Raw genomic sequence first — 25,014 nt, 5'->3', positions numbered from 1 at the left:
GGAAAAACTGATGAAAAACCTACTTTTGACAACCGCGCTTGCGCTTTCCCTTTCTGCACCTGCTTTTGCGGCTGGAAACAACGATCACAGCCACGGTGATGATCATGCCGACAAACATGCTGAAATGATGATCGGCAAACCGGGTGATGCAGCAAACGTTGATCGCACCATCGACGTCACCATGCGTGAAACAGACGGTGGTAAAATGATCTTTGAACCTGCGTTGCTCGAAATAGCAAGGGGCGAAACCATCCGCTTCAACATCACCAACAAGGGCGAGCTGGAGCATGAGTTTGTGATCGATACGGTCGAAGGAAATGTCGAGCACAAAGAACTGATGGCAAAAATGGATATGGAGCATGATGATCCGAACTCCGTGCGTTTGGACGAGGGCGGAACTGGCGAAGTCATCTGGAATTTTACCAATGAAGGCACGTTCGAGTTCGCCTGCCTGATCCCCGGCCACTACGAGTCTGGCATGCGCGGGCCGATCACAGTGGGTGAGAAGATGGCACAGGCGGATGTGGAGTACGCCACAGGCAAAATCAAGAAGATCAATGCAAAAGCCGGGAAGGTGACCATCATTCATGGCCCATTGCCAAGCCTTGACATGCCCGCGATGACAATGGTGTTTCGTGCAGACGAAGCCACATTAGCAAGAATGTCAGTCGGTCAGGAAATCGAATTCGTCGCTGAACGTATCAAAGGGAAATTGACAGTTACGCAGATGAAGTAAGACTGGCACAGGGCTTCGTCACAGCCGACGCCCTGATTATTTTGGCCCCGGTTCAACAGCAGTTTGGATCGTTCCGGTCCCTTCTCAGGAGGAGGCACTTGGGGTTGGCAACACTTTGAAAACGGGAGCTTGAACAAATGCGAGGGGCAGCCATAATCCTTACGCTGGTCGCGGTGGTTGCGGGCGCGTGGTTCCTCATGCAGTCAAGTAACCATGAAGATGAAAGGGCACCTGCCACAAGCCCGATCTTACCGGATGGGGCGATAGTTGCCGTTATTGTGCCAGGCGTATTCTCAGATCAGCAGCCGCTGGGCGCACGGGCCTATGATGCCGCTTGTGCTGCGTGCCATGGAGCCAATGGGCAAGGTCAAGACGGCGTTGGCCCACCTTTGGTACACAAGATCTATGAGCCGAGCCACCATGGCGACATGGCCTTCTTGTTGGCAGCGCAAAACGGTGTCCGCGCGCATCACTGGAAATTCGGAAACATGCCTGCAGTTGAAGGAGTGACCAAAGCAGATGTTTTGAATATCGTGGCTTACATTCGCGCATTGCAACGCGCCAACGGGATCAACTAACCATCTATCTGCTGGAAAGGAGAACGCTTGCTGCGTCATCAGATGAGAGTTGAACATGCGCGATATCGCGAGCCTGTAGAGCGCCGTGCCCTGCGCGCCATTCTGAGCATTGCAATTGGTATCTTCATCAGCGTTGCCAGTTTGGGACTTGCCCAAGAAGCTGCTGCTTTCAGCCTTCGCGAGATCAGCACCCCAGTCGGACCGCACGCCCGAGAACCGTCGCTGACAACCCTTGCAGATGACCGTGTTGTGATGAGTTGGACGGAAGACCGCGGCGCCGATGCGGCAGTACGGATGGCTTTGCTGGAAGGCTCTGAGTGGTCACCGATACGCACAATCCACCAATCGCGGACGATGTTCGTGAACTGGGCGGATTTCCCCTCAGTGGTGGCGCTCTCGGATGGAACTTTGGCGGCACATTGGCTCGAACTCAATGGGCCAGGTAGTTATCAATACGACGTCAATATTGCATTTTCTTCTGATGAAGGGCGAAGTTGGACCGCGCCAATGGTCCCTCACGATGACAGATCACAGCGCGAACATGGCTTCGTCTCTTGTTCCAGACTCAATCGGGGGGCTGACAGCGCTTTGGTTGGATGGGCGCGCCTATGACAATCAGGCAGAGAACGACAGCTTTGATAATGCCATGCAGGTTCGTGCCCGTCGCGTAACCCCTGACGGAACAATGGCCCCCGAAAGCCTGCTTGATGCGCGCGCCTGTACCTGCTGCCAGACTTCTGCAGTCCGCACAGGCGCGGGTGATATCGTTGCCGTCTACCGGGATCGAACAGCAAAAGAAATTCGCGATATCTCCGTCATAAGGATGCGCGGGGGGGGCTGGAGCAAGCCTGCAAGTATCCATGCGGATGGATGGGAAATAGCAGGCTGCCCGGTCAATGGTCCGGCAGTCGATGTGGTGGGAATGGACGTGGCCGTTATCTGGTTTACCGGGGCCAACGGCGACGCAAACGTCAAAATAGCCTTTTCCAAAGATGGCGGTGCGCAGTTTGATGACCCACTGCCCCTTGATCTTGGCGCACCCGGAGGGCGGGTGGACGTCCTGCAATTGTCGGATGGCACTGCACTGGCGCTTTGGATGGAATACGCGAAAGAAGGGGAGGCCATCATCATGTGCCGCGTTTCACAAGAGTCGGGGTGCACAACGCCAAAGGCCCTGCACGTCAATCTCGGTCGGGAATCTGTTGGGTTTCCCCGGATGGCCCGCAAAGCCGGGGGGGCTTACGTTGCATGGACCGGATCAGCAGAGGGCTCAGCCGGAGGTACAACCATCCGATTGGTAGAAGTAGCTATCGCTCCATAACAACGCGGACCCGAGCATATTGGTGACTTGGCAACCGACCAATGACTCGCTTTGAATCGGGCTGACTTGCGTCTCTTCCGACAAGCGGCTTAACAGACATCAAAAGCCGTGCAACGGTTGCTGAAATAACCGGGGTTGCATCTACAATGTCTGTAAAGATGGTGGAGGGCGAAGGTCAAATCACATAACGGTTGTGGTAAATGTTACTTAACTGCTCAAAATTGATTGAACGGGTCGACTATTTTCCGCCATTGGATCGAATCATGAGGTGGGCGCATCGAAAGGCAGCAAAGCCTGTGTCTCGATTGTTGATCTACGTTGCAAGGAAAGAGCGATTTGAGCATTGGACTCTGCTTGGGCAATCAATGGCCGGTTCGGCAATTCCTGCGGCATTACAGCACAAGATAAATTGCTAACGCAATCGATCTCTGCATGAGCATTAGCTGCTCCTGCACAAATCCGCGATGTCCCGCAACCTGAGAATTGCGGTCCAATACTTTGCTGCGCCACGAACGAAAGGCGACTATCCCTGCCGCCGCGCAGCGTCGAAGACCGAGCAACTGCGGCGATTTACATGCTGCGAGCGCGCGCAGCGAAAAAACTGAATTCACAAATTGGGCTCACTGCTGCCATTAGATCGGTCGCAGCATGTTCATCTCGATCTAAGACACGGACGGCCCAAACCGGTCACTCGACCATGTACTGGATTGCTGCAGTCGCAGCCCGCTTTCCGGACATTCGCTGCAAGCTGGCAGTAAAAGGTGTCCCTTAGTTCAATAGTTGAGGCACCTGCGCGGCGTTGCTCCATTGCCGGGGCGACTGGCCGTACATCCGTTTGAACTCACGGCTGAATTGAGAGGAGCTTTGATAACCCACGTCCCAGGCTGCTTCCGACACGGTCTTCCCTTCGGCGATCTTCATCGCGGCGTGGTTCAGCCGCATGGATTTCACGAACTGTATCGGAGACATTGTCGTGGCTTCCTTGAACCGCCGATGGAAGACCGCACGGCTCATGCCAACGTGGTCGGCCATGTCGTCGATGGTGAGCTGCTCGTTCAGGTGGGTTGAGAGGTAGTCGATGGTCCGCGCGATTTCGTTACCGACGCCAAAGGCCCGTCTTGCGGCGGCCCCGGCCTCGCCCATGAGCACCGCGTAACACAACTCGCGCATTCGCCCTCGCCCAAGCACCTCCAGATCAACCGGATTGTCGAGCAGCTCAAGAAGCCGCAGCAGTGTATGCGAGAAACCAACATCCCAGGGCGCTAATGCCAAAGCAGACGGCGCTTCGCCCTGGGACTGTCTAGTGCCACCGGCAGCCGCCTCTATCTCCATGGTGAGCGCGCGCATTATACGCGAATCCAAAGTGATCATTACGCCGAGCAAAGGATCCTGTTCCGAAGCCTTTGGTGTGCCTGCTTCAACTGGCAATGTCATCGGGCACAGCAGGTATTTGTCGCTGCCATAGACGTGACGTTTACCGTCCAGCACAGCCTCCTTGGTCCCGTTGAGTATTGCCACCACCGTGGGCTCGTACACTGCAGGCACGCAGGGCATGGCCTCGGTCACCCGGAATAGCTGGACGCCTTTCAACGCGGCATCGACGAGGCCTGCCTCTGGCAGACGGCGCTCGATAAGGTTTTTGATCTTGTCTTTGCTCATGCACTCTTGCTGGCAGAGGACTTTCATCTTTGCAATGGGGTTGAGACGATTGGGCAAGTAATCGATAGGATATCGCCTGTTTTCGTGCCCAGCCAAGTTCTATATGTGCCTTCAAGCAACAACACCTCAAACCGCCAGTTTGGGCTGGCAGGAGACAGAACATGGCAGATACGACATTCGGACCCAAAGGCTGGACACCCGAGCGCCTCGGCGACCAGTCAGGCCAGACCTACATCATCACCGGTGCCAACGCTGGAGCAGGCTTTCAAGCCGCGCGCATCTTGCTGAAAAAGAACGCCAAGGTGGTGATGCTGAACCGCTCGGCCGAGAAATCCGAGGCGGCAATCGCGGACCTGAAACAGGAATTCGGCGGACAGGCCGACGTGAGCTTCATTCGCATGGACCTGTCCGTTTTGGATAGCGTGCGCGAAGCCGCCGAAGAAGTTCTGAAAACGGTGCCTCGGATCGATGCGCTGATCAACAACGCGGCCATCGCGCAGGTGCCGACGCGCACGCTGACCGTCGATGGGTTCGAAAGCCAACTTGGCACCAACCACATGGGGCATTTTCTGCTCAATGGTCTGCTGTTTGACCGCATCGCCGAAAGCAAAGGCCGGATCGTGGTCGTCGCCAGCCTCGGCTACAACATGGGTCTCAAGACCATCAAGTTCGATGATATGAACTGGGATGAGGGCTACGGCGCGAACACCGCCTATTCGCAGAGCAAGCTGGCGCAGATGATGTTCGCCTACGAATTGCAAGACCGGCTGGCCGCAGCGGGGCGCAAGGATGTCGAGGTCTTCGTCTGCCATCCGGGCTCGTCGGCCACATCGCTGATCTCCACCAGCGGTGGCCGCACGATGCGTTTCATCTGGTGGCTGATGACCAAGACGCCAATGGTCCAGACTGCGGAACAAGGCTCATACCCCGAGGTCATGTGTGCAACCGAAGAAGCCCTGCCCGAGCAACGCGCCCTCTACGGCCCGACCGGTCGCATGGAAACGGTCGGCCCTGTCGGCAAGGGCACACTGAACACGCATGCCCATGACAAGGCTGTCATGTCGCGTCTCTGGGAGGTGTCCGAAGAAGCTGTTGGGTTTGAGTGGAAAATCTGATCCCAATGCCACCTGCTTCGCCAAGGCAATTGCACACCGGCTGGGCCAAAGGGACGCCGAAATGTGATGCAACCCTGCCGTTCGACAGGCCCTAGCAGTGATCTCAACTAGGTTTGTTTTGATGCCCCCCAATGCAGTTCGGCTCGGGGGGCGCCTTGATTCAAAATGGCGCAAACCCATCGCTGTCAGCAGACACTATGGCCCATCGTTTATGCGGCTCAACTTGATCAGGCTTCACCCCATGCGGTGGGATCTGGCCTTGATTGCCATAAAGCCAAAGGACGAAGTTCGACCGCTCGCCTTGCGTAATTGGCATCGATTCATGGGGCACGCTGCCGTGGTGAATCAACGCCGTGCCGGAGGCGAAGGTTAGCTCGCTCACTTTGCGCGTTTCGCGATCAAAGAAGCGGACGCCGGAACCTGCAAAATCTTCACCCGGCAGGTTAAGGTTGATGTTCAACGTGACCGATGACGCATCGGTGTGGGCGCGCAGTGACGTGTCGGCATCGGCCTGCCACTGGATCGAAAATCCAAATGTTTGCGTGTCATAGCCCATCACATCCGAGAACAAGAGCCGCGATATGGGGCGCATGTATGCGTCCATCAGATTGCGGTAAAAGACTTGAAAGTTCGGCGCGGCAAGGTAGCCTTCGGACCGGCTATCGAGCATCGCGCCACCTCTGTTCAGTGAGATGCCGTAAGGCGGGCGCAGCGGGATGCCTGCATCAGCGACCTTGGTCATGTAGTCCCGAAGAATTGAGAGCTTGGCAGGGTCAAAGAACTGCGCTTCATACACGCCGGGAAACACCTCTTTCCACAGGTCTTTGACAGCGCCTTCCTTGGTGGGGTCAGCCCACGCCTGTTCAACCGCTTCGCGCAGTTTGGGATCATAAAGCGATGCATCCAAGGTGTGCCCGTTTCCGCCCTGTTCCCATTCCGCCCAAGCGTCTTGAAACAAGTCGCGGTTTTGGCTCCAAAAGTGGTGAACAGAGATGTCACGCTGCAACATCGCGTCGCGGGAGGGGCGCGCAATCGTGCGCGCGGTTTCGAGTGAATTGCGGTCCATGGTCTTCATCTTTCCTGTTTGGCTTCAAGCCAGCGTGTTTGTGATCTCTTCAATGGCTTGCATCACGTCTGCGCTGTGTCGCGGATCCATTGCTGCTGCGTGCGGCTGCGCGAACTGCTGGCTATCGTTGTCAAAGTACTTGCCGGTCGCATCGGCAAAGGACGCGCCTAATGCGGCCTCGCGCAGAATGTCCGCACCGATTTGCAGGTCGTTGCCCGCGACGCCAAAACCTTCTTTGACCATCTTTGACGCGAGGAGTGAGCCCGGGTTCACAGCGACGACGACAGGTCCATTCGCTAAGTCTTTGGCCATTTCGCGCGACCAGATGGTGATGGCAAGCTTGCTTTGTGCATAGGCCCCCATATCGTCCAGTTGTACGCGCCCCTGCATGGCGTCCAGATTAACAGGCGCTTGTGCGGCAGAGGATAGGTTCACGATCCGCCCATCCTTAGGGATGATCGGCAGTAGGGCGCGGGTCAAAACGTAGGGTGCAAAAGTGTTGACCATAAAGCGTGCGTCGAACCCATCGGCGGTCAGTGTATCCTTGATCTTCAACACGCCAGCATTGTTGATTACGACATCAAGCTGCCCGTGATCTTTGCGGATCGCATCAGCCATTGCCGTCACATCCGCCATGCGTGAAAGATCGGCCACATAGCTGTGCGTGGTGCCGCCGACCTTTTTCGCAGCAGCCTCAAGCCTTGCGGTGCTACGACCATGAAGCAAGATCGTATGGCCCTCGGACGCGAGGCTTTTCGCGGTAAGCAGCCCAATGCCATCCGTTGCACCGGTGATGAGAATTGTTTTTGTCATGGTGATCCCTTTCAAAAGGTAATGTGTCTAGTAGCGCACCAAAGTGCGGCTCTCGATGCTTTTGCGCACCGTTTGGATGGAGGGGTCCTCAGTCATATCTAAAGCGCTATGCGCGACAGATGGCTGGCCCCGACTGTCGTAGATGTTGAAATACGCGACCTCATCCGGCGTCATTTTGGACATATAGATCCAGCGATGCTCCGGATTGACCGCCAGCCCCATGATCTGACCTTTGCGATCAGGATAGATCAAATCGAGCGTGATCCAATCTGCATCCGCGACGCTGTCCGGCACAACAAAGCCCAAAGGAGCCGAGTTGATCGGATCCCCCACAGGTCGCCAGATGTTGATGAAGGCGTAGTGCCCTTTGGCCCAATGCGCCGCTTTTTCAGCCCCAAGAAGATCGACCAACCGCTGTTCCGCACCGCTTTTGCTGTAGTCGCTGTGAACATTACGCGCGGGCTTACGGTCGGCGTTTGGATCATCAATGCGGACAGTGTGGTCGAAGACGATGACCTCTTTCGCGTTCAGTTCAGTTTGCAAAATCTGCGTTAGCTCAGCGTCATAGGTAGGCCGCCAATCTTGTGTATCCCCAAACGATTGCACGCCGGTAGCCGCTTGTTTGAACTCCACAGATGTGTCCGAGAAAGCGCCAACATTAACAGCACGCGCATCCGCGACATGGACCTTCGTCGGGGCGAGTTCGGGTGAGATCAGATTGCCAACGATCTCGCCCGCGTCCAGTTCAAACGCCTGACGTTCGTCTTTGTGAACATGATAATTCACCATGGCGGTCCGGGTCATGAGGTGCTCCTTTGTTGCCTTGACCTCCTAACTAGACTTTCCAAAATTTAAATAAACTGGCAGTAAGTGAATTCAGTATTCGGGAAAAATATATAATATGGATACCCAAAGCCTCCGTCTGTTTGTGCTTGCCTGTGAGACGCTCAACATCAGCGCGGCAGGTCGCGCCCTGGGCATGGCCCCGGCCGTGGCAAGCAACCGGATTGCCAAATTGGAACATCTCGTGGGTGCTGACCTGTTGCACCGCTCAACCCGCAAGGTGTCATTATCGTCAGAGGGCCAAGACTTTTTGCCCTACGCCCGCGAGATGATCGCGCAGGAAGAGGCAGCCCTTGCTGCCTTGGGCAAAGGCAGGGCGCAAATCTCTGGTACGCTGCGCTTTGCAGCCCCCAGCAGCTTCGCACAAATCTATATTGCGCCGCTTTTGCCGTTGTTCATGGATAAATACCCCGACCTCACGCTAGACCTACACCTGTCAGACGCGCGTTTTGATCTGATCGAGGGCAGCTATGATCTGGCCTTACGCAACGCGGTGCTCGAAGACAGCAGTCTTACCGCTCGCAAACTGGCCGACGATCGCCGTATATTATGCGCGTCGCCCGCCTACCTAAGCCGTTTCGGTGTTCCGCAGACGCCAGACGACTTAGATACACATCGCTTGATCGCTTTCGGTGATCTGGAACCGCGGGGCCTTGTATCACGGGGCGAGGAAACCGGAGAGTTCGATCCCAAGCGCGCAATGCAAAAGGTAGTGCTGAATGATGGGCTGACGCAAAAGAAAGCGACGTTGGACGGCGCAGGCATCTCGCTCAACTCACTGTGGCTGGTGCATGAAGACATCAAAAACGGAACACTGAAACGCGTGCTGCCGACCTTTGAGGCCGCAGACCAACCCGCCCTGTGGTTGATCTATCCCAAAAGCAACGTTGTCTCGGCCAAAGTGCGGGTCTTTATGGACTTTCTCATCGAACACATTGGGAAACGGCAGACCTGGTAAAACGTGCGGCGTAGCACCTCAGCTGCAGTTGATCAGCCAGAGGCAACTACGGCCCAAAGCTGCCGTTCAGCGACTGGTCGGCATGCCGCAGTCGCAGCCCGCATTCCGGACTTTCGTGCGACAGGCAAAAAGTTAGTGCCTCCATGCCTCCTTAACAATTCTTGGGTAAATTTTTGAATTTGTAGGTGCAATAAGAGCCTTGAGGCACCACTCATCAGTAGCAAAGCGCTCCGACACCTAACACTATTACCCATAGTATTTAAGTCTCCTGCCATCAGCTCAACATGATGGCTTGCGTTCTTTTCGCTTAAGGGTTGTAGTTGGTTTATTATTATTGAGTCCGTTTCATGAACTTCCCAACCATAAGTGATCCGACGTTTTACTCTGCACTTTCTGCCAAACAGGAAGGCTTTGCAGGTGCGCATATTAGAGCTATCTGCTCGTCTTTGGGCTGTGGTGTCGCAAAGCCAGAGCCAGACGATGACAAACTAGATTTTACAATCTCTTCAAAAGTTCGCGGGAAAGTCATCAACAAGCCCAAAATTGATGTGCAATCTAAATGCTACTTAGTACATTCGCCGTTGCCAACCGAACAACAGGACTTCGGTTACCAAGTTGATTTAGAGCTTTATGATAGTCTTCGTGACGTAATGGTGGCGAGTCCGAGGTTGCTGGTAGTAACTTTAGTTCCTTACAATTGCGACGCTTGGATCAAATATACCAACGAAACAACAAGTTTGAGTTTTTGCTCATACTGGATATCACTTAGGGGAATGCCTTCGCTCCCCGAGGGGCAACAGTCCAAAACTCTTAGGATACCTAAAGCTAACATTTTCTCTGCGACTTTCCTTCATGAAGCGATGCAAGGGACAGCCGACGGTCAAGATTTGTTCGCAGCGAAGGGGCCAACCGATGAGTAATTTTGATACAAGCATGTTGACGCTATTAAAGCCTGACAATGTCTTGGGGTTTCTTGGGGCCAACGGCTGGGAACAATATAGTTCGCAGCCCTATTTTAGCGTTTGGACAAAAGGTGACTATGAGGTCTTAATCCCGAAAGAAGGAACACGAGATTTCCCGTCAAGGATGTTTGAAGCCTTGGAGGAAATTTCTTCGGAGAAAGACCTAAATACCGAAACTGTATTTCGCCAAATGCTAATGAGCGGTTTTGAGACGCTGAAAGTGTCGACGGTTGGCCCCAGCTCCATGAACGGAACCGTCTCTTTGAGTGATGGGGTTAAGCTGATAGGAAATGTCCGAGATTTACTAATTTCCTCCGCAAGTGCGGTGATCGAGCCACGCAGATCCTATGCGGGGAAAAGAGCTGGGCTTGCAGAGACATTCTTACAAACTGCACGTTTGGGCCAAACTGAGCACGGAAGTTTTATATTGACCGTTCTTGCTCCCGTTATGAAGGAGGAAACTAATGTTTTGCCCGGTTTCGAGCCTCCGCAGCCTTATGGTGCCAGAGTTGTGGAAACCTTGCTAAATGCCACTGATGAAGCGGCAAATGCAGCGAAGTTGTCATTTGAAGAATCAAACTGGTTTGATGAACGGTTCGTTCCGCTGGTTACGAAGGGCGTAAATGCTAACCTGTGTTCAGCGGTCAGCAATTTACTCAAGATTGAAGGTACTGAACGCGTAATTTTTTCTATAAACCCTAGTTCCAACTTTCGCCCTGAGCGAACTAAAGTGGATATTCCCGCCACACTGTCTGAACGGTTTGAAAAAGCTGCAATTGAGTTCCGTAAGGATCCGCCTTTGGACAATGTTAACGTTCATGGAAAGACCATCAGCTTTAGGCGTGAGGCTGTAACAAAATCCGGAGTGGTGTCTATTAAGGCGAATGTTGGCGGCGAAAATAAGCGCATCAGCTTCGGCCTGTCCCCCGATGATTACAACTTAGTTCTAGAGGCTCACAAATATGGCCATCCAATTAGTTTTACTGCTGACCTGCGCAAAAATGCACGGTCGTATGAGGCCTTGAATATTCGGAACCTCAAATCTTTAGCAGGAAGTAACCTTTTCTCGCCTCAATCGTGAACTCCAAATTCAACTTTTATGGTTAACAGACCTAGTCATCCACTATTTTTTCAAGCGGCCCGCACCCTGCTAATCACCGATGGGTCGCACACGGTGCTTTGCGGCTACATTGCTATAGGGGCATAAGCCCCTGTATGTGAAGTTTACGTCGATCTGTAGGCTACGCTGATCGTCCGCTTTCGACAAGGAGAATAGAAAATTTGCAACTGCAGCAAAGGTCCGGAATCCGCCCATTCTGTCGAAAAACAACGTGTTGCGGGCGCAGAAAGTGGTGAGACGATGGTTGCGCGAGCGCCTTTCTGGTCAGGCTTTTCGCGGTTGCTGCGGTGCAGGAAAGATCTTGGCCAGTTTGCGGAGGTTTTGTGCGGTGGCGGCGAGAAGGAATTCGTCATTTGCACCGCATGGACCGCGTAGTCGGAGCCGCCCCAGGCCGAGGATGCGTTTGAGGTGGGCAAAGAGCATCTCGACCTTCTTTCTGAGCTTTGCTGAGATCTTGTATTGGGCTGTCTTGCGGATGGCGCGAGCCACATCACGGGCGTCTTCGTGTTCTTCACGGGTGATCTTGCGACAGTCGGCCTTGGGGCAGCATTTGGGTTTGGACGGGCATGCCTGGCAGATATGTTTGAGAGCCTGGTATTTGACGACGCCCTTACCGGTGGGACCGCGATTGGGATCCGAATAGTTCCGGCGGAATTGCTTTAGCGCTTCCCCTTCAGGACAGATATATTGGTTGTTCTCAGCGTCCCATTCAAAGTCTGCGCGGGACCATGTCCCATCGGTGCGACCGGCTTTGTTGATAACAGGGATGTGCGGCGCGATCTTGCGGTCCACCAGCCAGCCGAGCATCGGGCCAGAGCCGTAGGCGGTATCAGCAATCAGCCGTTCAGGATGTAGGTTGAACCTTGTCCTAACCCTGTTGAGCATAGCTTTGGTGGATCCTACCTCGGCCTGCCGGATCGAGCGGGTGGCTTCGACATCAAGAATGACACCGTGATCGGTATCGATGAGATAGTTGTCGGAATAGGCAAAGAATGCAGGCCCTTTGCGCGCTGCGGTCCATTGACTGGCGGGATCAGAGAAGGATGTGAACTTTGGCTGCACGGGTGTTGCAGCCCCGAAGGCGGCCTCATCTAGCGTGTCGAGATACTCTTTCACAGCGCGTGGCGCAGCTTCGACATCGATCCGGCCTACGTCCCATTCTTCCGTGGACGCAGAGAGCTGTTTGTTCGCATCCGCCTCGATCAGGCTGGCATCAACAGCCATGCGCTGCCCGCTGACAAGGCCTTCCCCAATACAGCGTGCAACCGTCGTTTCGAACAGATGGCGCAGCAGTTCGCTTTCGCGAAAGCGCCCATGCCGGTTCTTCGAGAAGGTTGAATGGTCCGGAATACGGTCGCTCAGATCAAGACGGCAGAACCAGCGGTATGCCAAGTTCAGATGAACTTCTTCGCACAGTCGCCGTTCCGACCGGATACCGAAGCAATAGCCGACCAGTAGCATCCGTATCAGCAGTTCGGGATCGACGGACGGGCGCCCAGTGTGGCTATAGAAATCGGCCAGATGAGCACGAATGCTGCTCAGATCAACAAACCGATCTATGGAGCGCAGCAGGTGGTCCTGTGGGACATGATCTTCCAGCGAGAACTCATAGAACAGCGCCGCTTGCGCTTCCTGTCTTGGTCCCAACATCGCCAATCCTCCAACTCGTTGGACGAATTGAATCAGCAGTTCATGCCTCGATCAAGCAAGAGTTTTTCAACAAAATAAGCCGATGAGCGCCTATCATCGAGACCATTAACCGATCACTATCGTAAGAGCGGACCAAAGCATCTATGGCTCAACCGACCTGTCGAAGAACGTAAAACAGGATTCCGGCGGGGGATGCATTGGGGGATAGGTCTGCAGAAAATACATATAAGTTACTGTAATAAATGTATTTCTAATAAATAAATGGTGCCCCCACACGGACTCGAACCGCGGACCTATTGATTACAAATCAATTGCTCTACCAGCTGAGCTATAGGGGCACTGCGAGGTCATTTAATGTGATTGCCCCTGTGGCGCAAGACGAAAAATGACACGTCTTTCAAGGTTTTCCTAATCCTCTTTTGCGATATAAGAATAACATCAAAAACATTGGGTTTTGGGGGATCATGCAGCTCGTTTTACATGCCGGTGCGCACTTTACCGAAGAAGAACGACTGCTGAAATGCTTGCTGAGCAATCGTGAGTCGTTTTCCAAGCGTGGGATCGCGGTTCCGGGCCCCGGGAAATATCGCGATTTGATCCGCCATACCTTGCATGCTCTAAAATCTGCGCCGCCAGCCGAAGGTGCGCGCGATGTGTTGTTGGATGCAATTCTGGACGAAGAAGACGCAGATCGAATGATCCTGTCCAACGGGCATTTCTTTGGCTTTGCGATGTCGGCGGTCCGCGACGGTGTTATTTACCCGACCTCGGCGGTAAAATTGCGCCAGTTTTGCAGCCTCTTTCCCAATGATGAAATCGAACTGTTCATGGCAATCAAGAACCCAGCGACGTTCTTGCCAGCTGTGTATCAAAAATCGAAAGCCCCTGATTTACAAAGCTTTTTGAGCGTCCCTGATCCGTGTGACATTCGCTGGTCGGACACTCTCAAAGCATTGCGCGCCGCCTGCCCTCAAGTCGCTATTACAGTGTGGTGCTCAGAAGATGCGCCGTTAATCTGGGCGCAAATCGTGCGTGAAATGGCAGGGTTAGAACATGGGGAAAAGATCATTGGTGGCTTTGATTTGTTGCGTGAAATCATGTCGCCAGAAGGCATGAAACGTTTTCGCGCCTACCTAAAATCACACCCGGTCATGACAGAAATGCAAAAACGCCGCGTGATTGCAGCGTTTTTGGACAAATTTGCGCTCGAAGACGAGATCGAAGAAGAACTGGATATGCCCGGCTGGACCACTGAAATCGTGGACAACTTAAGCGATACTTATGACGAGGACGTCTTTGCCATCCAGCGCATTCCGGGCGTAAGCGTCATGACGCCCTAAAACGGCATCCCAGAACGCTTAGCCAAAGTTGGCTACATGCCCAGCGCTTCTTTGTACATTTCCAGAATGGCTTCTTCTTCGGCGATATCGTTCTGGTCACGCTTGCGCAGCGAAATGATTTTACGCAGGACTTTGGTGTCGTATCCGCGCGACTTGGCCTCGGCCATCACTTCTTTTTGTTGCTCAGCAAGGTCTTTTTTCTCAGCATCCAGACGTTCAACCCGTTCAACGAATTGACGCAATTCGTCTGCAGTGACGCGGTAGCTTTCGGCATTTGTGGCGGTGTCGGTCATGTCGGGGGCTCCTGAATATTGCACAGACGGGGTGACAAACCATTGGATACCCGTGCGATCTAGGGCCTGCAATGGGCGATCTTGCCCGTTCTGGTTTTTTAAGGTAGCGAGCGGGCATGGAACAGCAAAACACTTCAATTTTCGACATGATTATCTGGTCCGGAGCCGCCATTTCGCTCGTCGGTCTACTGGGCATTTTTTGGTGTATCGTCAAAGTCGCTCGTGCGCGTCGCGCCAAATTGGCCGATGATGACATGCAGGCCGTTTTGCAATCGGTCTTGCCGCTCAATCTGGGCGCGTTGTTTCTGTCTGTGATCGGTTTGATGATGGTCGGCGTCGGAATCGCTTTTTCTTAACACCTGAACATGAGGGCCTAACGATGCCAATAGACTGGATATTTGGATTGATCGGCGGGCTACTAATTGGCTTGGCCGGCGCGGTTTATCTACTCGGCAATGGTCGTATTATGGGCGCGAGCGGCATCATCGGCGGCCTGGTCGATGGAACGGCGCGCGGTGCATGGGCTGAACGCGGCGCATTCTTAGCCGCATTGGTCGCGGTCCCTGCGGTTTTGCAATTTGGTATTCCTGTCGTAACGGGGGCCGCCAGCGCACCAGTATTATTGATCGCGGCAGGTCTATGCGTTGGCATCGGAACGCGGATCGCCAACGGATGCACATCCGGTCATGGCGTTTGCGGAATTTCACGGTTTTCCCTGCGCGGCATAGTCGCAACACTAATCTACATTGGTGCAGGCGTTGTGACGGTTGTTGTTTTGCGTTTGATGATGGAGGGCATGTGATGCGTATCATCTTTGCTTTGATCGCGGGCGGCCTGTTTGGTGCCGGCCTACATATTTCGGGCATGACCGACACCACCAAGGTCCAAGGTTTCCTTGATCTTTTTGGCGCTTGGGACCCGACTTTGGCGTTTGTGATGGGCGGCGCGATTATCCCTATGGCACTCGCGTGGCGCATGGTTCCGGGTCGAACACCCCTGGTCGGCGGAGAATTCGCCCCTGCCCCAGATCCACTGTTAGACCGTCGATTGATCACCGGATCAGTTTTGTTCGGCGTAGGTTGGGGGTTAATCGGACTTTGTCCAGGACCCGCAATTGCATCGCTCAGCTATGGCGGCTGGACCGGCGCGCTGTTTTTCATAGCCATGTTGGCGGGGATGTGGGCAACACCTTTGCTCAGCCCCTATCTAGACAGATCAGATCAAGCGGCCTAAATCATAATCATGGACATCCGAGCAATTACCGACACCTACTATGTGGCCCCCCAGATTGATCCAACCGATCTGCCTGACATTGCGGCTGCGGGGATCAAAACTATCATCTGCAATCGCCCCGATGAAGAAGTGCCGTCAAACCTACAAGCCGCACAATTGGAAATCGCAACGCATGCGGCCGGATTGCAATTTCACGTTTTGCCTTTGACGCACCAAACTATGACCTTGGATGTGATTGCGCGGCATATGGAGTTGGCGCAGCACGAAGGGCCTGTTTTGGCCTATTGCGCATCTGGAACCCGCTGCACCGTTGCTTGGGCCATTGGATCGGCTATGCAAGGTTTGGACGTCGATGATATTCTGGCGTCCGCGCGTCAAGGCGGCTACGCCCTAGAAAGTATGCGCCCCACGCTAGAGGGGGTGTCGAAGACAGCCGGCAAAGGTTAGCCTGTTTTTGACAATGCAGCCAGATCCGGCAGGTCCGCAAGATCAGGTAAATCATCCAGCTCTGGCAGCCCACCGATATCTGGCAACGTTGCAATTGCCCCACCGCCACTGAGATCAGCCAAATCAGGAATTTCGCCGATATCGCCGCCTGCGTCATCAATAGTGGTGGGCAGATCAAGAGCTGGCAACATGCCGCCCATGTCCTCCCCCAATTCCAAAGACTCCATCCCGTCAGATTGCCCCGCGAATGATCCGGATGCGGCATTATTCCGGCGCGGCGCATCTGGCAGGGCTTCGATCTCGGGTAAATCCAAGTCGTCGCGATCAGATAAGCGACGGCGCGGTTGCGTGGCGTGGATTGGATCGCGCGCCAAACGCAAGGCACGCACCCCGTCTATCTGACCCAATGTTCCGGTTCCGATAATCCGCCCGGTCGCAGCCACAATTTGGGTTTCAGGAAACGTGTTTTGCGGCAGTGGCAAGGTTTGCCCGACACTTAGCCCTTCGATAGACGCCAAGGGCAAGGTTACGTGACACAACACCATATTCAATTCCGCAGGCAATCGCATAACGCTATCACTCAACGTTTGTGGAACAGCAGGTTGTCCGGTCTCGTTCTCAGCGGCGTCCGGATCAAATAGTGCAATTTCCGGAACATACGGTAGCAAAATCGTCATGTCACCCTGACGCGCGCCGCCAGCCATGTCAATCGTCAAGCGGACCACATGATAGTTTTGCGCATCCAGCGCCATCCCCAAAACGCGTGGACCTTCGACGTGCGAGCCAAATTTGTAGCCCGTCATCATTCGTTTTTCTTCTTCGATTTCCAGCACCGGTGTGACCCGCTCAAACAGGGCGTCGAGCAATGGCGCCACCATCGCCGCATCCGTGGAAGTCATCCCACGTGTGTCACCCAAAGGTGCTGTCACGCGACCCATTGTCTGTTGCTGGATCAAGCCACCGACAATGTCAGGCGCAACAAGCGCAGCCCCGACCCGACGTTCCGGACCGTCGAGCAGAACCAACAAGGCATCCTCGTCAAAGTATTTAGCGCACGCCTCACCTGTTGTTTCTTCAATCACGATGCCAATGATCGCCAACGGCAAATCAAACAGGTCATCCGCGATACGCGCAGCTTGCAAGCGCATGGCCTTGGCAAGGGTCATTACCCGCGCCTGGTGCTCCTGTTTGCCTGCTGACGCTTTACGTTGCAGAATTGAGAGTGGTTGTTCTAAGCCCATCGCCTCCGCCAAAGTTGTCGGATTTATCGTTATGTCGATAGATAGACCTGCAGAAGTTACCAACGCCTTTAAACGCGCAGTTTTAGGCAAAATATCTGCGCCAATGCGCGGAAAATGTTAGATTATTGGGCCACCAGCGCCAAGGTTTGTGGCAAACGCACCACAAATCTGTTGCCGTTTGTCATGGGCAAATAAAAGATATCGCCGCCCAATCGCGCCATAATTTCGCGGCAGATCGCCAGCCCAAGCCCCGCACCGCTGCCGTCTTGATCATCAATGCGCGCGAATTTTTCAAAAATTAAAGCCCGCGTATCGTTCGGGATCGGCACGCCGTTGTCGGTGAAATAGACCTCGACGTTGCCTTGTTCCTCACGCAGTTCGATCGTCAATTCCGGCACATCGGCTTTGCAGTATTTTTGGGCGTTGCTGACAAGGTTAATGAACACCTGCGCAAGACGATCCAGATCGGTGTGCACCATCACGCGAACCGGCCCGTTTACGCGTGCGATCCGTAGCGTCGCACCGCCTGCTTGTGTCGTGGCGACCGCGTGATCGATCACGTCATCCATCGCGCCCGTCGCTTCGTTCAGGCTGACTTGTCCGTTTTCCAGCACACTCAGGTCCAGCAAATCATCCAAAAGCCTGGTCAATCGAATGGCTTCAACATGGATGATCGACGCGTATTTTGTCTTTTCCTCGCCGCTAAGCCGCTTGGTATCGCGCAGGATTTCCGAGAACGAACGGATCGATGTCATCGGTGTGCGCAACTCGTGACTGATCTGGCTGAGAAACGCATCCTTTTGGACGGACAATTGGGTCAGTTTGGCGTTGGCTTCGCGCAGCTGCAGCGCTGTGTGCGACAGCTCTGAGGATTTCGCCTCGAGCTGGCTGGAGTACTCAAGCAATTGTGCGGATTCGTCGGCCACAGCCATCAAATCTTGCACCGACACAGACGTGCCACCAACCAACTGGCTGATCATCGCATGGGCCGTCGCAGCCCCAACGGAGGCCGATAATTCACGTTCTAACCGTTGTAGAAAATCCGGCGTTGGTTCAGGCAGATGCCCGTCGACGCCCTGCTTGCGGGCCTCTGTTCGAAACAAATCCTGCGCTTCGCGTGCCCCGAGAATCCGCTGCGCCATAATCATCAAATCTTCGCTCTCCGCGACAGAGGCGCTCCACCCGCGTGCGTGCCCCGAGTGGGCAAAAATGTTGACGAACTGTGCGCCCTGCAATCGTTCCAGCGGCGTCGGGAACGACACGAGCGATCCTACGACAAACGCCCCGGTGTTCAGCAACAATGACCACAAAACCGCGTGCACAGTGGGGTCCAACCCGTCGACGCCAAACAAGGCTTGGGGCCGTAGCCAGTTGATGCCCAAGGGGCCCATGTCGAACACGGACTGGCTTAGCACCACGTCCGCGCCGAAACTGGGCAACAGCGATGCATAAATCCAGATGGTAAAGCCGGTGACAAGACCACACAATGCCCCGACACGCGTCGCCCCGCGCCAGAAAATCCCGCCCAACATCGAGGGCAAAAACTGTGCCACACCGGCAAATGAAATCAAGCCAATCGCGGCCAAAGCACCACTGCCGCCCGAGATGCGGTAGTATAGATAGCCAAGCGCGATGATGATCAGGATCGATGCGCGCCGCGACAGGATCACGACACTGCGCACGTCACCCGACACGGTTGCACCCTCGCCTTGCAGCGACAGGTAAATCGGCATGACCACGTGGTTGGACACCATCGTCGACAGCGCCAAGGTCGCCACAATCACCATGGATGTCGCCGATGAAAACCCACCCAAGAAGCTAAGGATCGCAAGGCCGTCCTGCCCCTGCGACAACGGCACGGTCAAAACGAACAGATCGGGGTTTGATCCAGCTGGCAGCAAATCCAGACCAACAACAGCGATGGGCACCACAAACAGGCTCATCAACATCAGGTAGATCGGAAAGGCCCACGAGGCGATGTGCAAATGCCGCTCGTCATCGTGCTCAACAACCAAGACCTGAAACATGCGCGGCAGGCACAAAAACGCAGCCCCTGACAGAACGGTCAGGGCCGCCCAGCGGCTGCGGTCCATGTGCCATTGCCCGATTTCAGAGGCATCAATGCGGGCCATGGTTTCGGTGATCCCACCTGAAATGCCCCAAACAACAAATATCCCGACGGCCAAAAGCGCGATCAGTTTCACAACCGCCTCAACAGCCACAGCGATGACAACACCGTCGTGGCGTTCATTCGCATTCAGGTTACGGGTGCCAAACAGAACGGTGAACAAGGCAAGGCCCAGCGCCACCCAAAAGCCTGCCGAAAGCAAGTTCATGCCTCCGTCCGTCGCACCGCTCGGGTCTGCAAAAATCGACAGAGACAACGTTACGGATTGCAATTGCAGCGCAATGTAGGGTGTGACTCCAATCACGGCCATGACCGTCACGATGATCGCCAGCGTGTTGGATTTACCGTAGCGCGATGAAATCAGGTCCGCGATTGACGTGACCCGCTGCGTGCGCCCGATGCGGACCAGCTTGCGCAACACCCACCACCAGCCGATCATCACCAGCGATGGGCCAAGATAGATCGTCACGAACTCCATCCCCGAGCGCGCCGCGTAGCCAACCGCGCCGTAAAATGTCCAAGCGGTGCAATAGATCGAAAGGGATAAAGTATAGACGAGCGGTGATCGCAACCACGCGCCCTTGCCCCGTGCGGCGGCACGTTCGGCAACAAACGCCACCCCGAACAGCAGCGTCACGTAGCCCAGGCAAACACCGATCAAAAGGTTGAGGGACGCCATTATGGACCTGTCGTTTCAGCGTCGTCATCGGATGGGTTCCCCGACGAGACATCGTTCAGGCGGCTCCATAACCCCGCTGTCGCAAAGATCAACGCCAGCCAGACCGCAAAAACATAAGTGATCGCTTGGGACATTTTGATCGGGGGCACGTCCCCTGTGTCAGCAACCGGCCACAGCACGGGCACCATCCACAGCATCATCCCCACCAGTGGCAACAGGCGCAGCGCATCCATTAAACGACGCTGGCGGTAGCTGCGACGTTCCAGAAACACCGGCGGGTTTTGCTCTTTGCCCATGCCTCAGGTGTACGTCAGATCGCGCACAGCGTTCAACACTTCGGTGTTCGAGAACGGTTTGGTCATGAAACGGCTGACGCCTGCCTCTTCGGCTTGGGCACGGTCACGCATTTGCCCCCGCGCCGTCAGCATCAGGATCGGCAAAGCCGCGTAATCGGAATCGCTGCGCAGTTCGGTCAGAATGTCCAAACCACTTTTGCCCGGCAACATGTGATCCAGCATCAGCAAATCAGGTGCAAGATCGCGGACCTTGTCCACGGCCGTTGCCCCGTCTGAATGTGTGTCGACATGCCAGCCTTCACGGCTCAGCAGAAATGTAATGGCTTCGATGATGTTTGGTTCATCTTCCACCAGCAGAACACGTTTTCCCATGTTCAGTCGTCCTCCCCATAAGACACACGCGCGAACAGACTGGTTGTTCCTCCCTGCGCGGGTGTCCGAATTTCACATAACTATCCTTGGTTTTGGCAGAGCTGTCAAAATCCTTCGCTTAAAATCGACGGTTCGCGTCTGCCCGGGCATTTGGATCGCGCACACACACGGCAGGTTGACCCGACCTCAAGCGCATCCTGCGCCGTGTCGAACGTTGTGGTGACCGGCACGATCAGCATGGTCGCCTGAACCAGCGGCGCACTGTTATACGTTGCCTGCCCTGCGGCCTCGGCCACCGCGAAACAGTCAAATTCAGCACTGCCGCGCCCGACTTGTTGCACACGCCGACGCGCAACCTGCCCGGGCAAGGCAAAAACATCAAACAACGGCCACAGCGGGCATGCGGCCCCGAACCGTGGGATAGCAAAGCCGGACACGGGCTTGCGAAACACAAAGCTGCCAGAGCGGTCACAGACCACCAATCCGGTTTGCAAATCCGGCATCGCCGCCAGTCGGCGCAGCATCAAGGACACCGGCACGTCAAAACGGCGGGCCAAGCTGATTGGATCTAACGGATCAGCCCCCAGCGCATCGCGCAACGTGACCAGTGCCACCCGCTTGGCGTCTGATTGCAACCGTTCCAGTGTTTTGCGCGCGATGTGCTGGGCGGCGACCGACGCCAATTGCGGCGTGTCTTGCAACACTGTGTCCACATCGGCGCTGCCGTCCTCAAGGCTTGGGAATGAATAGTCATGCGCCTCCAGAAACGCGTCCAGTTCGTCCTGCGGCGAACCGCCGGTTTGCGCATCGCTTGCGTGTTCTGTGGCATCCAGATAGCCCACCAGCGCTTTTGAGCTGTCGGACAAACGGCGGCTGTCTTGATCGATGTTGGCGTGAAACCTGTCGCGCCATTCCTCGGTGATGGTCTTGTCTTCGGCCAGAATCGAGGCCGTGGACCGGATTGCCGCGGCCGTCGTCAACAATTCGTGCACGGACGCTGCGACCTGCGGGTCATGCGCCATGCGATCGTTCAAGGTTTCGACCGTGCGTTCCAGACCGCTGATGCGGCGATGCGCAGCACTTAGCACCTCGGCCCACCCCGGAAAGCGACCTGCGAATTCTTCGGCGCGGTCCAATTCATTTGTGGCGATGTTGGCCCCTGCCGCAGATTCGCGCAGGCTGGCGATCAGCGCGGCCTCGGCCCCTTCGGTCAACGCGCTGGCCTCGACCCCCAAGGTCGCAGCGATGTCGAGCAGCAGTTTGCCACCGATTCTGCGGCGATTATGTTCAATCAGGTTGAGATAGGATGCGGAAATGCCGATTTTGCGCGCCAAATCAGCCTGTTTGAAGCCCGCAATAATGCGGCGCTCGCGAATGCGGCTGCCGGTCAAACCCTCTGACGCCATTTTCTAACCCTCGATTGTGTCGCGTTTTCAACGGTTTTCTGCACCGCAACATAACAAACTTTACAAAGTATACCGTCGCATTGTGCAGTTGTTTACAAAATAGTTGTGATTTTCAAGGGGGTTATTGCGCAATTTTCTGAAAGCAGGCGATAACACCTTTGCATCTTTATGCGCGTGTCCAGGGTCTAGGGAGGCCTACGAGCACAAATCAACAACTGGGAGGATATTTATGTCCAATTCTAACTTTACGCGCCGTGGCGTGCTGAAGACAGCCGGTGCCGCAGGCGCTGGTCTGGCAGTACCAACGTATCTAAGCGCGGCAAGCCACGCAGGCTATACGAACGCACCAACAGGTTCGACCGTCACGCTGGGCTTCAACGTTCCACAAACTGGCCCGTACGCTGACGAAGGCGCGGACGAACTGCGCGCCTACGAGCTGGCAGTCGAGCACCTGAACGGTGGTGGCGACGGCGGCATGATGAACACATTCTCGTCCAAAGAGTTGCAAGGCAACGGTATCTTGGGCAAGAAAGTGGAATTCGTCACAGGCGACACACAGACAAAGTCTGACGCAGCCCGTGCATCCGCAAAATCCATGATCGAAAAAGACGGCGCAGTGATGATCACTGGCGGCTCTTCTTCGGGTGTTGCGATTGCTGTTCAAGGTCTGTGCCAAGAAGCTGGCGTTATCTTTATGGCCGGTCTCACACACTCCAACGACACAACTGGTAAAGACAAGAAAGCCAACGGCTTCCGTCACTTCTTTAACGGTTACATGTCTGCGGCGGCTTTGGCCCCTGTTCTGGAAAACCTGTACGGTTCCGATCGTAACGCGTACCACCTGACAGCTGACTACACGTGGGGCTGGACACAAGAAGAGTCCATCGCCGCAGCAACAGAAGCTATGGGCTGGAACACAGTGAACAAAGTACGTACGCCACTCGCGTCTACTGACTTCTCTTCCTACATTGCTCCAGTTTTGAACTCCGGTGCTGACGTTCTGGTTCTGAACCACTACGGCGGGAACATGGTTAACTCTTTGACCAACGCTGTTCAGTTTGGCCTGCGCGACAAAGTCGTCAACGGTAAGAACTTTGAAATCGTTGTTCCATTGTACTCTCGCCTGATGGCGAAAGGTGCGGGCGCAAACGTTAAAGGCATCCACGGTTCCACAAACTGGCACTGGTCTTTGCAAGACGAAGGCTCGAAAGCATTCGTTAAATCGTTCGGTACAAAATACGGCTTCCCACCTTCTCAGGCGGCACACACTGTATATTGCCAAACGATGCTTTACGCAGATGCGGCACAACGTGCGGGTACATTTAACCCATGCGGTATCGTTGAAGCGCTCGAAGGTTACGAATTCGACGGCTTGGGCAACGGTAAGACTCTGTATCGTGCAGAAGATCACCAGTGCTTTAAGGACGTTTTGGTTGTGCGCGGTAAAGAAAACCCGACATCCGAGTTCGACCTTTTGGAAGTTGTTGAAGTTACGCCAACATCACAGGTTATCTACGAAGCAGATCACCCGATGTTTGCGGGCGGTGCACTGGGCGCATGTAACCCAGGCGCGTAATTTAGCGTTTCGCGCTAATTTGGGTGGGCATTCGTGCCCACCCTCCTCAGACCGACAAATCAATAAATTCCGACGCACCACCTGCACCCACGTTAACTATCACATAGTCGCGTGCGCGGCCCTCTCCGACATATCAAGGCGGGACCAATGGACCAGATCCTTCTGCAAATTCTCAACGGGCTCGACAAGGGCTCTGCCTATGCGCTGATCGCGCTCGGGCTTACTCTCATTTTCGGCACGTTGGGCGTTGTTAACTTCGCTCACGGCGCATTGTTCATGATCGGTGCGTTCTGCGCCGTCACGCTACAGCGTATCCTGAACCTGTCGTCCGTCGTCGAAGACCCGACGCAAAAGGATTTCCTTGGCAATGCGCTGAAGGTCAAAACCCCTTATGTCGAAAGCTGGTTCGGGCCAGAGTTGGGGGCGTCGATCATTGACTGGTCCGTCCCGCTGGCCATTCTCTTTGCCATTCCGATCATGATCATCGTTGGTTTCATCATGGAACGCGGATTGATCAAGCATTTTTACAAACGCCCGCACGCGGATCAGATCCTTGTGACCTTTGGTCTGGCGATCGTTCTGCAAGAGCTGATCAAAGCCTTCTACGGTGCCAACCCGATCCCGACAGGCGCACCTGATGCGTTCCGTGGATCGTATGATTTCGGCGTCATGCTGGGCTTTGATGCCAACAAAATCATCTACCCCTACTGGCGCATGGTCTACTTTGCCTTTGCTGCGGTGATTATCGGGGCTGTGTTCGCCTTTCTGCAATTCACCACCTTCGGGATGGTTGTGCGGGCCGGCATGGCGGATCGTGAAACCGTCGGGCTGTTGGGCATCAACATCAACAAGCGCTTTACCATCATGTTCGCGATTGCGGCCTGTGTGGCGGGGCTGGCAGGTGTGATGTACGCGCCGATCAATTCGCCCAACTATCACATGGGAATGGATTTCCTGGTCCTGTCGTTTGTTGTGGTGGTTGTCGGCGGCATGGGGTCGCTGCCCGGTGCGGTTCTGGCCGGTTTCATGCTGGGTATCCTAGAGGCCTTCGCCTCAATGAACCAAGTCAAAGCATGGTTCCCGGGCATTGACCAAATCATCATCTACCTTGTCGCAATCATCATCATCCTAGCGCGTCCGCGTGGCCTTATGGGTCGCAAAGGCGTGATGGAGGAATAATTA

At 54.8% G+C, this 25,014-nt stretch carries 26 protein-coding genes and 1 tRNA gene; 15 read left to right on the top strand and 12 right to left on the bottom strand.

The features are described from left to right. Positions 1 to 10: 10 nt before the first annotated feature. The 4 genes from ACFIO0_RS03355 (at position 11) to ACFIO0_RS03340 (ending at position 2,635) form a co-directional block, all read left to right on the top strand. On the top strand, positions 11 to 736 hold the full coding sequence (locus ACFIO0_RS03355) for a copper-binding protein (protein WP_390913584.1): 726 nt from the start codon (positions 11 to 13) through the stop codon (positions 734 to 736). Between the two features lie 137 nt (positions 737 to 873). Continuing rightward, a complete protein-coding gene (locus ACFIO0_RS03350) occupies positions 874 to 1,314 on the top strand; it encodes a c-type cytochrome (RefSeq protein ID WP_390913582.1) in 441 nt (146 codons plus the stop codon). 27 nt (positions 1,315 to 1,341) lie between these two features. Beyond that, the gene (locus ACFIO0_RS03345; RefSeq protein ID WP_390913580.1) at positions 1,342 to 1,926 is read left to right on the top strand and encodes a hypothetical protein; all 585 of its coding nucleotides are present in this window, start codon (positions 1,342 to 1,344) and stop codon (positions 1,924 to 1,926) included. Continuing rightward, on the top strand, positions 1,856 to 2,635 hold the full coding sequence (locus tag ACFIO0_RS03340; protein WP_390913578.1) for a sialidase family protein: 780 nt from the start codon (positions 1,856 to 1,858) through the stop codon (positions 2,633 to 2,635). The genes ACFIO0_RS03345 and ACFIO0_RS03340 overlap by 71 nt, the downstream gene beginning before the upstream one ends. Positions 2,636 to 3,403: 768 nt before the next feature. On the opposite strand, the gene ACFIO0_RS03335 is transcribed toward ACFIO0_RS03340, so the two are convergent. Continuing rightward, complete coding sequence (locus ACFIO0_RS03335) at positions 3,404 to 4,294, bottom strand: AraC family transcriptional regulator N-terminal domain-containing protein (RefSeq protein WP_390913576.1); 891 nt, start codon at positions 4,292 to 4,294, stop codon at positions 3,404 to 3,406. A gap of 161 nt (positions 4,295 to 4,455) precedes the next feature. On the opposite strand from ACFIO0_RS03335, the gene ACFIO0_RS03330 reads away from it, so the two are divergent. After that, positions 4,456 to 5,409 carry an SDR family NAD(P)-dependent oxidoreductase gene (locus ACFIO0_RS03330; RefSeq protein WP_390913574.1) on the top strand — a complete coding sequence of 318 codons (954 nt, stop codon included), beginning with the start codon at positions 4,456 to 4,458 and terminating at the stop codon, positions 5,407 to 5,409. Positions 5,410 to 5,569: 160 nt separating this feature from the next. On the opposite strand, the gene ACFIO0_RS03325 is transcribed toward ACFIO0_RS03330, so the two are convergent. Genes ACFIO0_RS03325 through ACFIO0_RS03315 form a run of 3 tightly spaced genes read right to left on the bottom strand, consistent with a single transcriptional unit; the run spans position 5,570 to position 8,092 of the window. Beyond that, a complete protein-coding gene (locus tag ACFIO0_RS03325; RefSeq protein ID WP_390913572.1) occupies positions 5,570 to 6,484 on the bottom strand; it encodes a 2OG-Fe(II) oxygenase in 915 nt (304 codons plus the stop codon). 15 nt (positions 6,485 to 6,499) lie between these two features. Further along, complete coding sequence (locus ACFIO0_RS03320; protein WP_390913570.1) at positions 6,500 to 7,288, bottom strand: SDR family NAD(P)-dependent oxidoreductase; 789 nt, start codon at positions 7,286 to 7,288, stop codon at positions 6,500 to 6,502. Between the two features lie 27 nt (positions 7,289 to 7,315). After that, positions 7,316 to 8,092, bottom strand: coding sequence for a CmcJ/NvfI family oxidoreductase (locus ACFIO0_RS03315; protein WP_390913568.1), 777 nt, complete (start codon positions 8,090 to 8,092; stop codon positions 7,316 to 7,318). Positions 8,093 to 8,189: 97 nt separating this feature from the next. On the opposite strand from ACFIO0_RS03315, the gene ACFIO0_RS03310 reads away from it, so the two are divergent. The 3 genes from ACFIO0_RS03310 to ACFIO0_RS03300 all read left to right on the top strand — a co-directional run bounded on the left by ACFIO0_RS03310 (position 8,190) and on the right by ACFIO0_RS03300 (position 11,132). Beyond that, positions 8,190 to 9,089, top strand: coding sequence for a LysR substrate-binding domain-containing protein (locus tag ACFIO0_RS03310; protein WP_390913566.1), 900 nt, complete (start codon positions 8,190 to 8,192; stop codon positions 9,087 to 9,089). A 347-nt stretch (positions 9,090 to 9,436) separates the two neighbouring features. After that, positions 9,437 to 10,009, top strand: a complete 573-nt coding sequence (locus ACFIO0_RS03305; RefSeq protein ID WP_390913564.1) for a DUF4365 domain-containing protein — start codon at positions 9,437 to 9,439, stop codon at positions 10,007 to 10,009. Then, positions 10,002 to 11,132, top strand: coding sequence for a hypothetical protein (locus tag ACFIO0_RS03300; protein WP_390913562.1), 1,131 nt, complete (start codon positions 10,002 to 10,004; stop codon positions 11,130 to 11,132). The genes ACFIO0_RS03305 and ACFIO0_RS03300 overlap by 8 nt, the downstream gene beginning before the upstream one ends. A 303-nt stretch (positions 11,133 to 11,435) precedes the next feature. On the opposite strand, the gene ACFIO0_RS03295 is transcribed toward ACFIO0_RS03300, so the two are convergent. Both ACFIO0_RS03295 and ACFIO0_RS03290 read right to left on the bottom strand, forming a co-directional pair. Next, the gene (locus ACFIO0_RS03295; RefSeq protein WP_390913560.1) at positions 11,436 to 12,821 is read right to left on the bottom strand and encodes an IS1182 family transposase; all 1,386 of its coding nucleotides are present in this window, start codon (positions 12,819 to 12,821) and stop codon (positions 11,436 to 11,438) included. A 262-nt stretch (positions 12,822 to 13,083) separates the two neighbouring features. Continuing rightward, positions 13,084 to 13,159, bottom strand: a tRNA-Thr gene (locus tag ACFIO0_RS03290). A gap of 126 nt (positions 13,160 to 13,285) precedes the next feature. Here ACFIO0_RS03290 and ACFIO0_RS03285 point away from each other — a divergent pair. Further along, positions 13,286 to 14,161: a hypothetical protein gene (locus ACFIO0_RS03285; RefSeq protein WP_390913558.1), complete on the top strand. Its 876-nt coding sequence runs from the start codon at positions 13,286 to 13,288 to the stop codon at positions 14,159 to 14,161. 32 nt (positions 14,162 to 14,193) lie between these two features. On the opposite strand, the gene ACFIO0_RS03280 is transcribed toward ACFIO0_RS03285, so the two are convergent. After that, positions 14,194 to 14,454 (bottom strand): GapR family DNA-binding domain-containing protein, encoded by a 261-nt coding sequence (locus ACFIO0_RS03280; protein ID WP_390913556.1) that lies wholly within the window; start codon positions 14,452 to 14,454, stop codon positions 14,194 to 14,196. Between the two features lie 116 nt (positions 14,455 to 14,570). On the opposite strand from ACFIO0_RS03280, the gene ACFIO0_RS03275 reads away from it, so the two are divergent. Genes ACFIO0_RS03275 through ACFIO0_RS03260 form a run of 4 tightly spaced genes read left to right on the top strand, consistent with a single transcriptional unit; the run spans position 14,571 to position 16,134 of the window. Then, the gene (locus ACFIO0_RS03275; protein ID WP_390913554.1) at positions 14,571 to 14,810 is read left to right on the top strand and encodes a hypothetical protein; all 240 of its coding nucleotides are present in this window, start codon (positions 14,571 to 14,573) and stop codon (positions 14,808 to 14,810) included. 23 nt (positions 14,811 to 14,833) lie between these two features. Next, on the top strand, positions 14,834 to 15,256 hold the full coding sequence (locus ACFIO0_RS03270) for a YeeE/YedE family protein (protein WP_390913552.1): 423 nt from the start codon (positions 14,834 to 14,836) through the stop codon (positions 15,254 to 15,256). Next, positions 15,256 to 15,687 carry a DUF6691 family protein gene (locus ACFIO0_RS03265; protein WP_390913550.1) on the top strand — a complete coding sequence of 144 codons (432 nt, stop codon included), beginning with the start codon at positions 15,256 to 15,258 and terminating at the stop codon, positions 15,685 to 15,687. The genes ACFIO0_RS03270 and ACFIO0_RS03265 overlap by 1 nt, the downstream gene beginning before the upstream one ends. Positions 15,688 to 15,696: 9 nt before the next feature. Beyond that, positions 15,697 to 16,134 (top strand): TIGR01244 family sulfur transferase, encoded by a 438-nt coding sequence (locus tag ACFIO0_RS03260; RefSeq protein WP_390913548.1) that lies wholly within the window; start codon positions 15,697 to 15,699, stop codon positions 16,132 to 16,134. Here ACFIO0_RS03260 and ACFIO0_RS03255 read toward each other — a convergent pair. The 5 genes from ACFIO0_RS03255 to ACFIO0_RS03235 form a co-directional block, all read right to left on the bottom strand. Next, complete coding sequence (locus tag ACFIO0_RS03255; protein WP_390913546.1) at positions 16,131 to 17,300, bottom strand: FliM/FliN family flagellar motor switch protein; 1,170 nt, start codon at positions 17,298 to 17,300, stop codon at positions 16,131 to 16,133. The genes ACFIO0_RS03260 and ACFIO0_RS03255 overlap by 4 nt on opposite strands. A gap of 197 nt (positions 17,301 to 17,497) precedes the next feature. Then, positions 17,498 to 20,182: an ATP-binding protein gene (locus ACFIO0_RS03250; protein WP_390913544.1), complete on the bottom strand. Its 2,685-nt coding sequence runs from the start codon at positions 20,180 to 20,182 to the stop codon at positions 17,498 to 17,500. After that, entirely contained in the window at positions 20,182 to 20,478 is a 297-nt protein-coding gene (locus tag ACFIO0_RS03245; protein ID WP_390913542.1) for a hypothetical protein, read from the bottom strand. Before ACFIO0_RS03245 ends, ACFIO0_RS03250 begins: the two co-directional genes overlap by 1 nt. Positions 20,479 to 20,481: 3 nt before the next feature. Next, positions 20,482 to 20,850, bottom strand: a complete 369-nt coding sequence (locus ACFIO0_RS03240) for a response regulator (RefSeq protein WP_390913540.1) — start codon at positions 20,848 to 20,850, stop codon at positions 20,482 to 20,484. Between the two features lie 104 nt (positions 20,851 to 20,954). Next, the gene (locus ACFIO0_RS03235; protein WP_390913538.1) at positions 20,955 to 22,256 is read right to left on the bottom strand and encodes a short-chain fatty acyl-CoA regulator family protein; all 1,302 of its coding nucleotides are present in this window, start codon (positions 22,254 to 22,256) and stop codon (positions 20,955 to 20,957) included. Between the two features lie 229 nt (positions 22,257 to 22,485). Here ACFIO0_RS03235 and ACFIO0_RS03230 point away from each other — a divergent pair, with 229 nt between their 5' ends. Together ACFIO0_RS03230 and ACFIO0_RS03225 are read left to right on the top strand one after the other, a co-directional pair. Then, the gene (locus tag ACFIO0_RS03230) at positions 22,486 to 23,832 is read left to right on the top strand and encodes an ABC transporter substrate-binding protein (RefSeq protein ID WP_390913536.1); all 1,347 of its coding nucleotides are present in this window, start codon (positions 22,486 to 22,488) and stop codon (positions 23,830 to 23,832) included. A 147-nt stretch (positions 23,833 to 23,979) separates the two neighbouring features. After that, positions 23,980 to 25,011, top strand: a complete 1,032-nt coding sequence (locus ACFIO0_RS03225) for a branched-chain amino acid ABC transporter permease (protein WP_390913534.1) — start codon at positions 23,980 to 23,982, stop codon at positions 25,009 to 25,011. Positions 25,012 to 25,014 lie beyond the last annotated feature (3 nt).

This window comes from Pseudosulfitobacter sp. SM2401 (genome assembly GCF_042932805.1).
Lineage (GTDB): Bacteria > Pseudomonadota > Alphaproteobacteria > Rhodobacterales > Rhodobacteraceae > Ascidiaceihabitans.
Note: the sequence above shows the minus strand (reverse complement) of the source record. Positions and strands in the feature narration are given on the sequence as shown.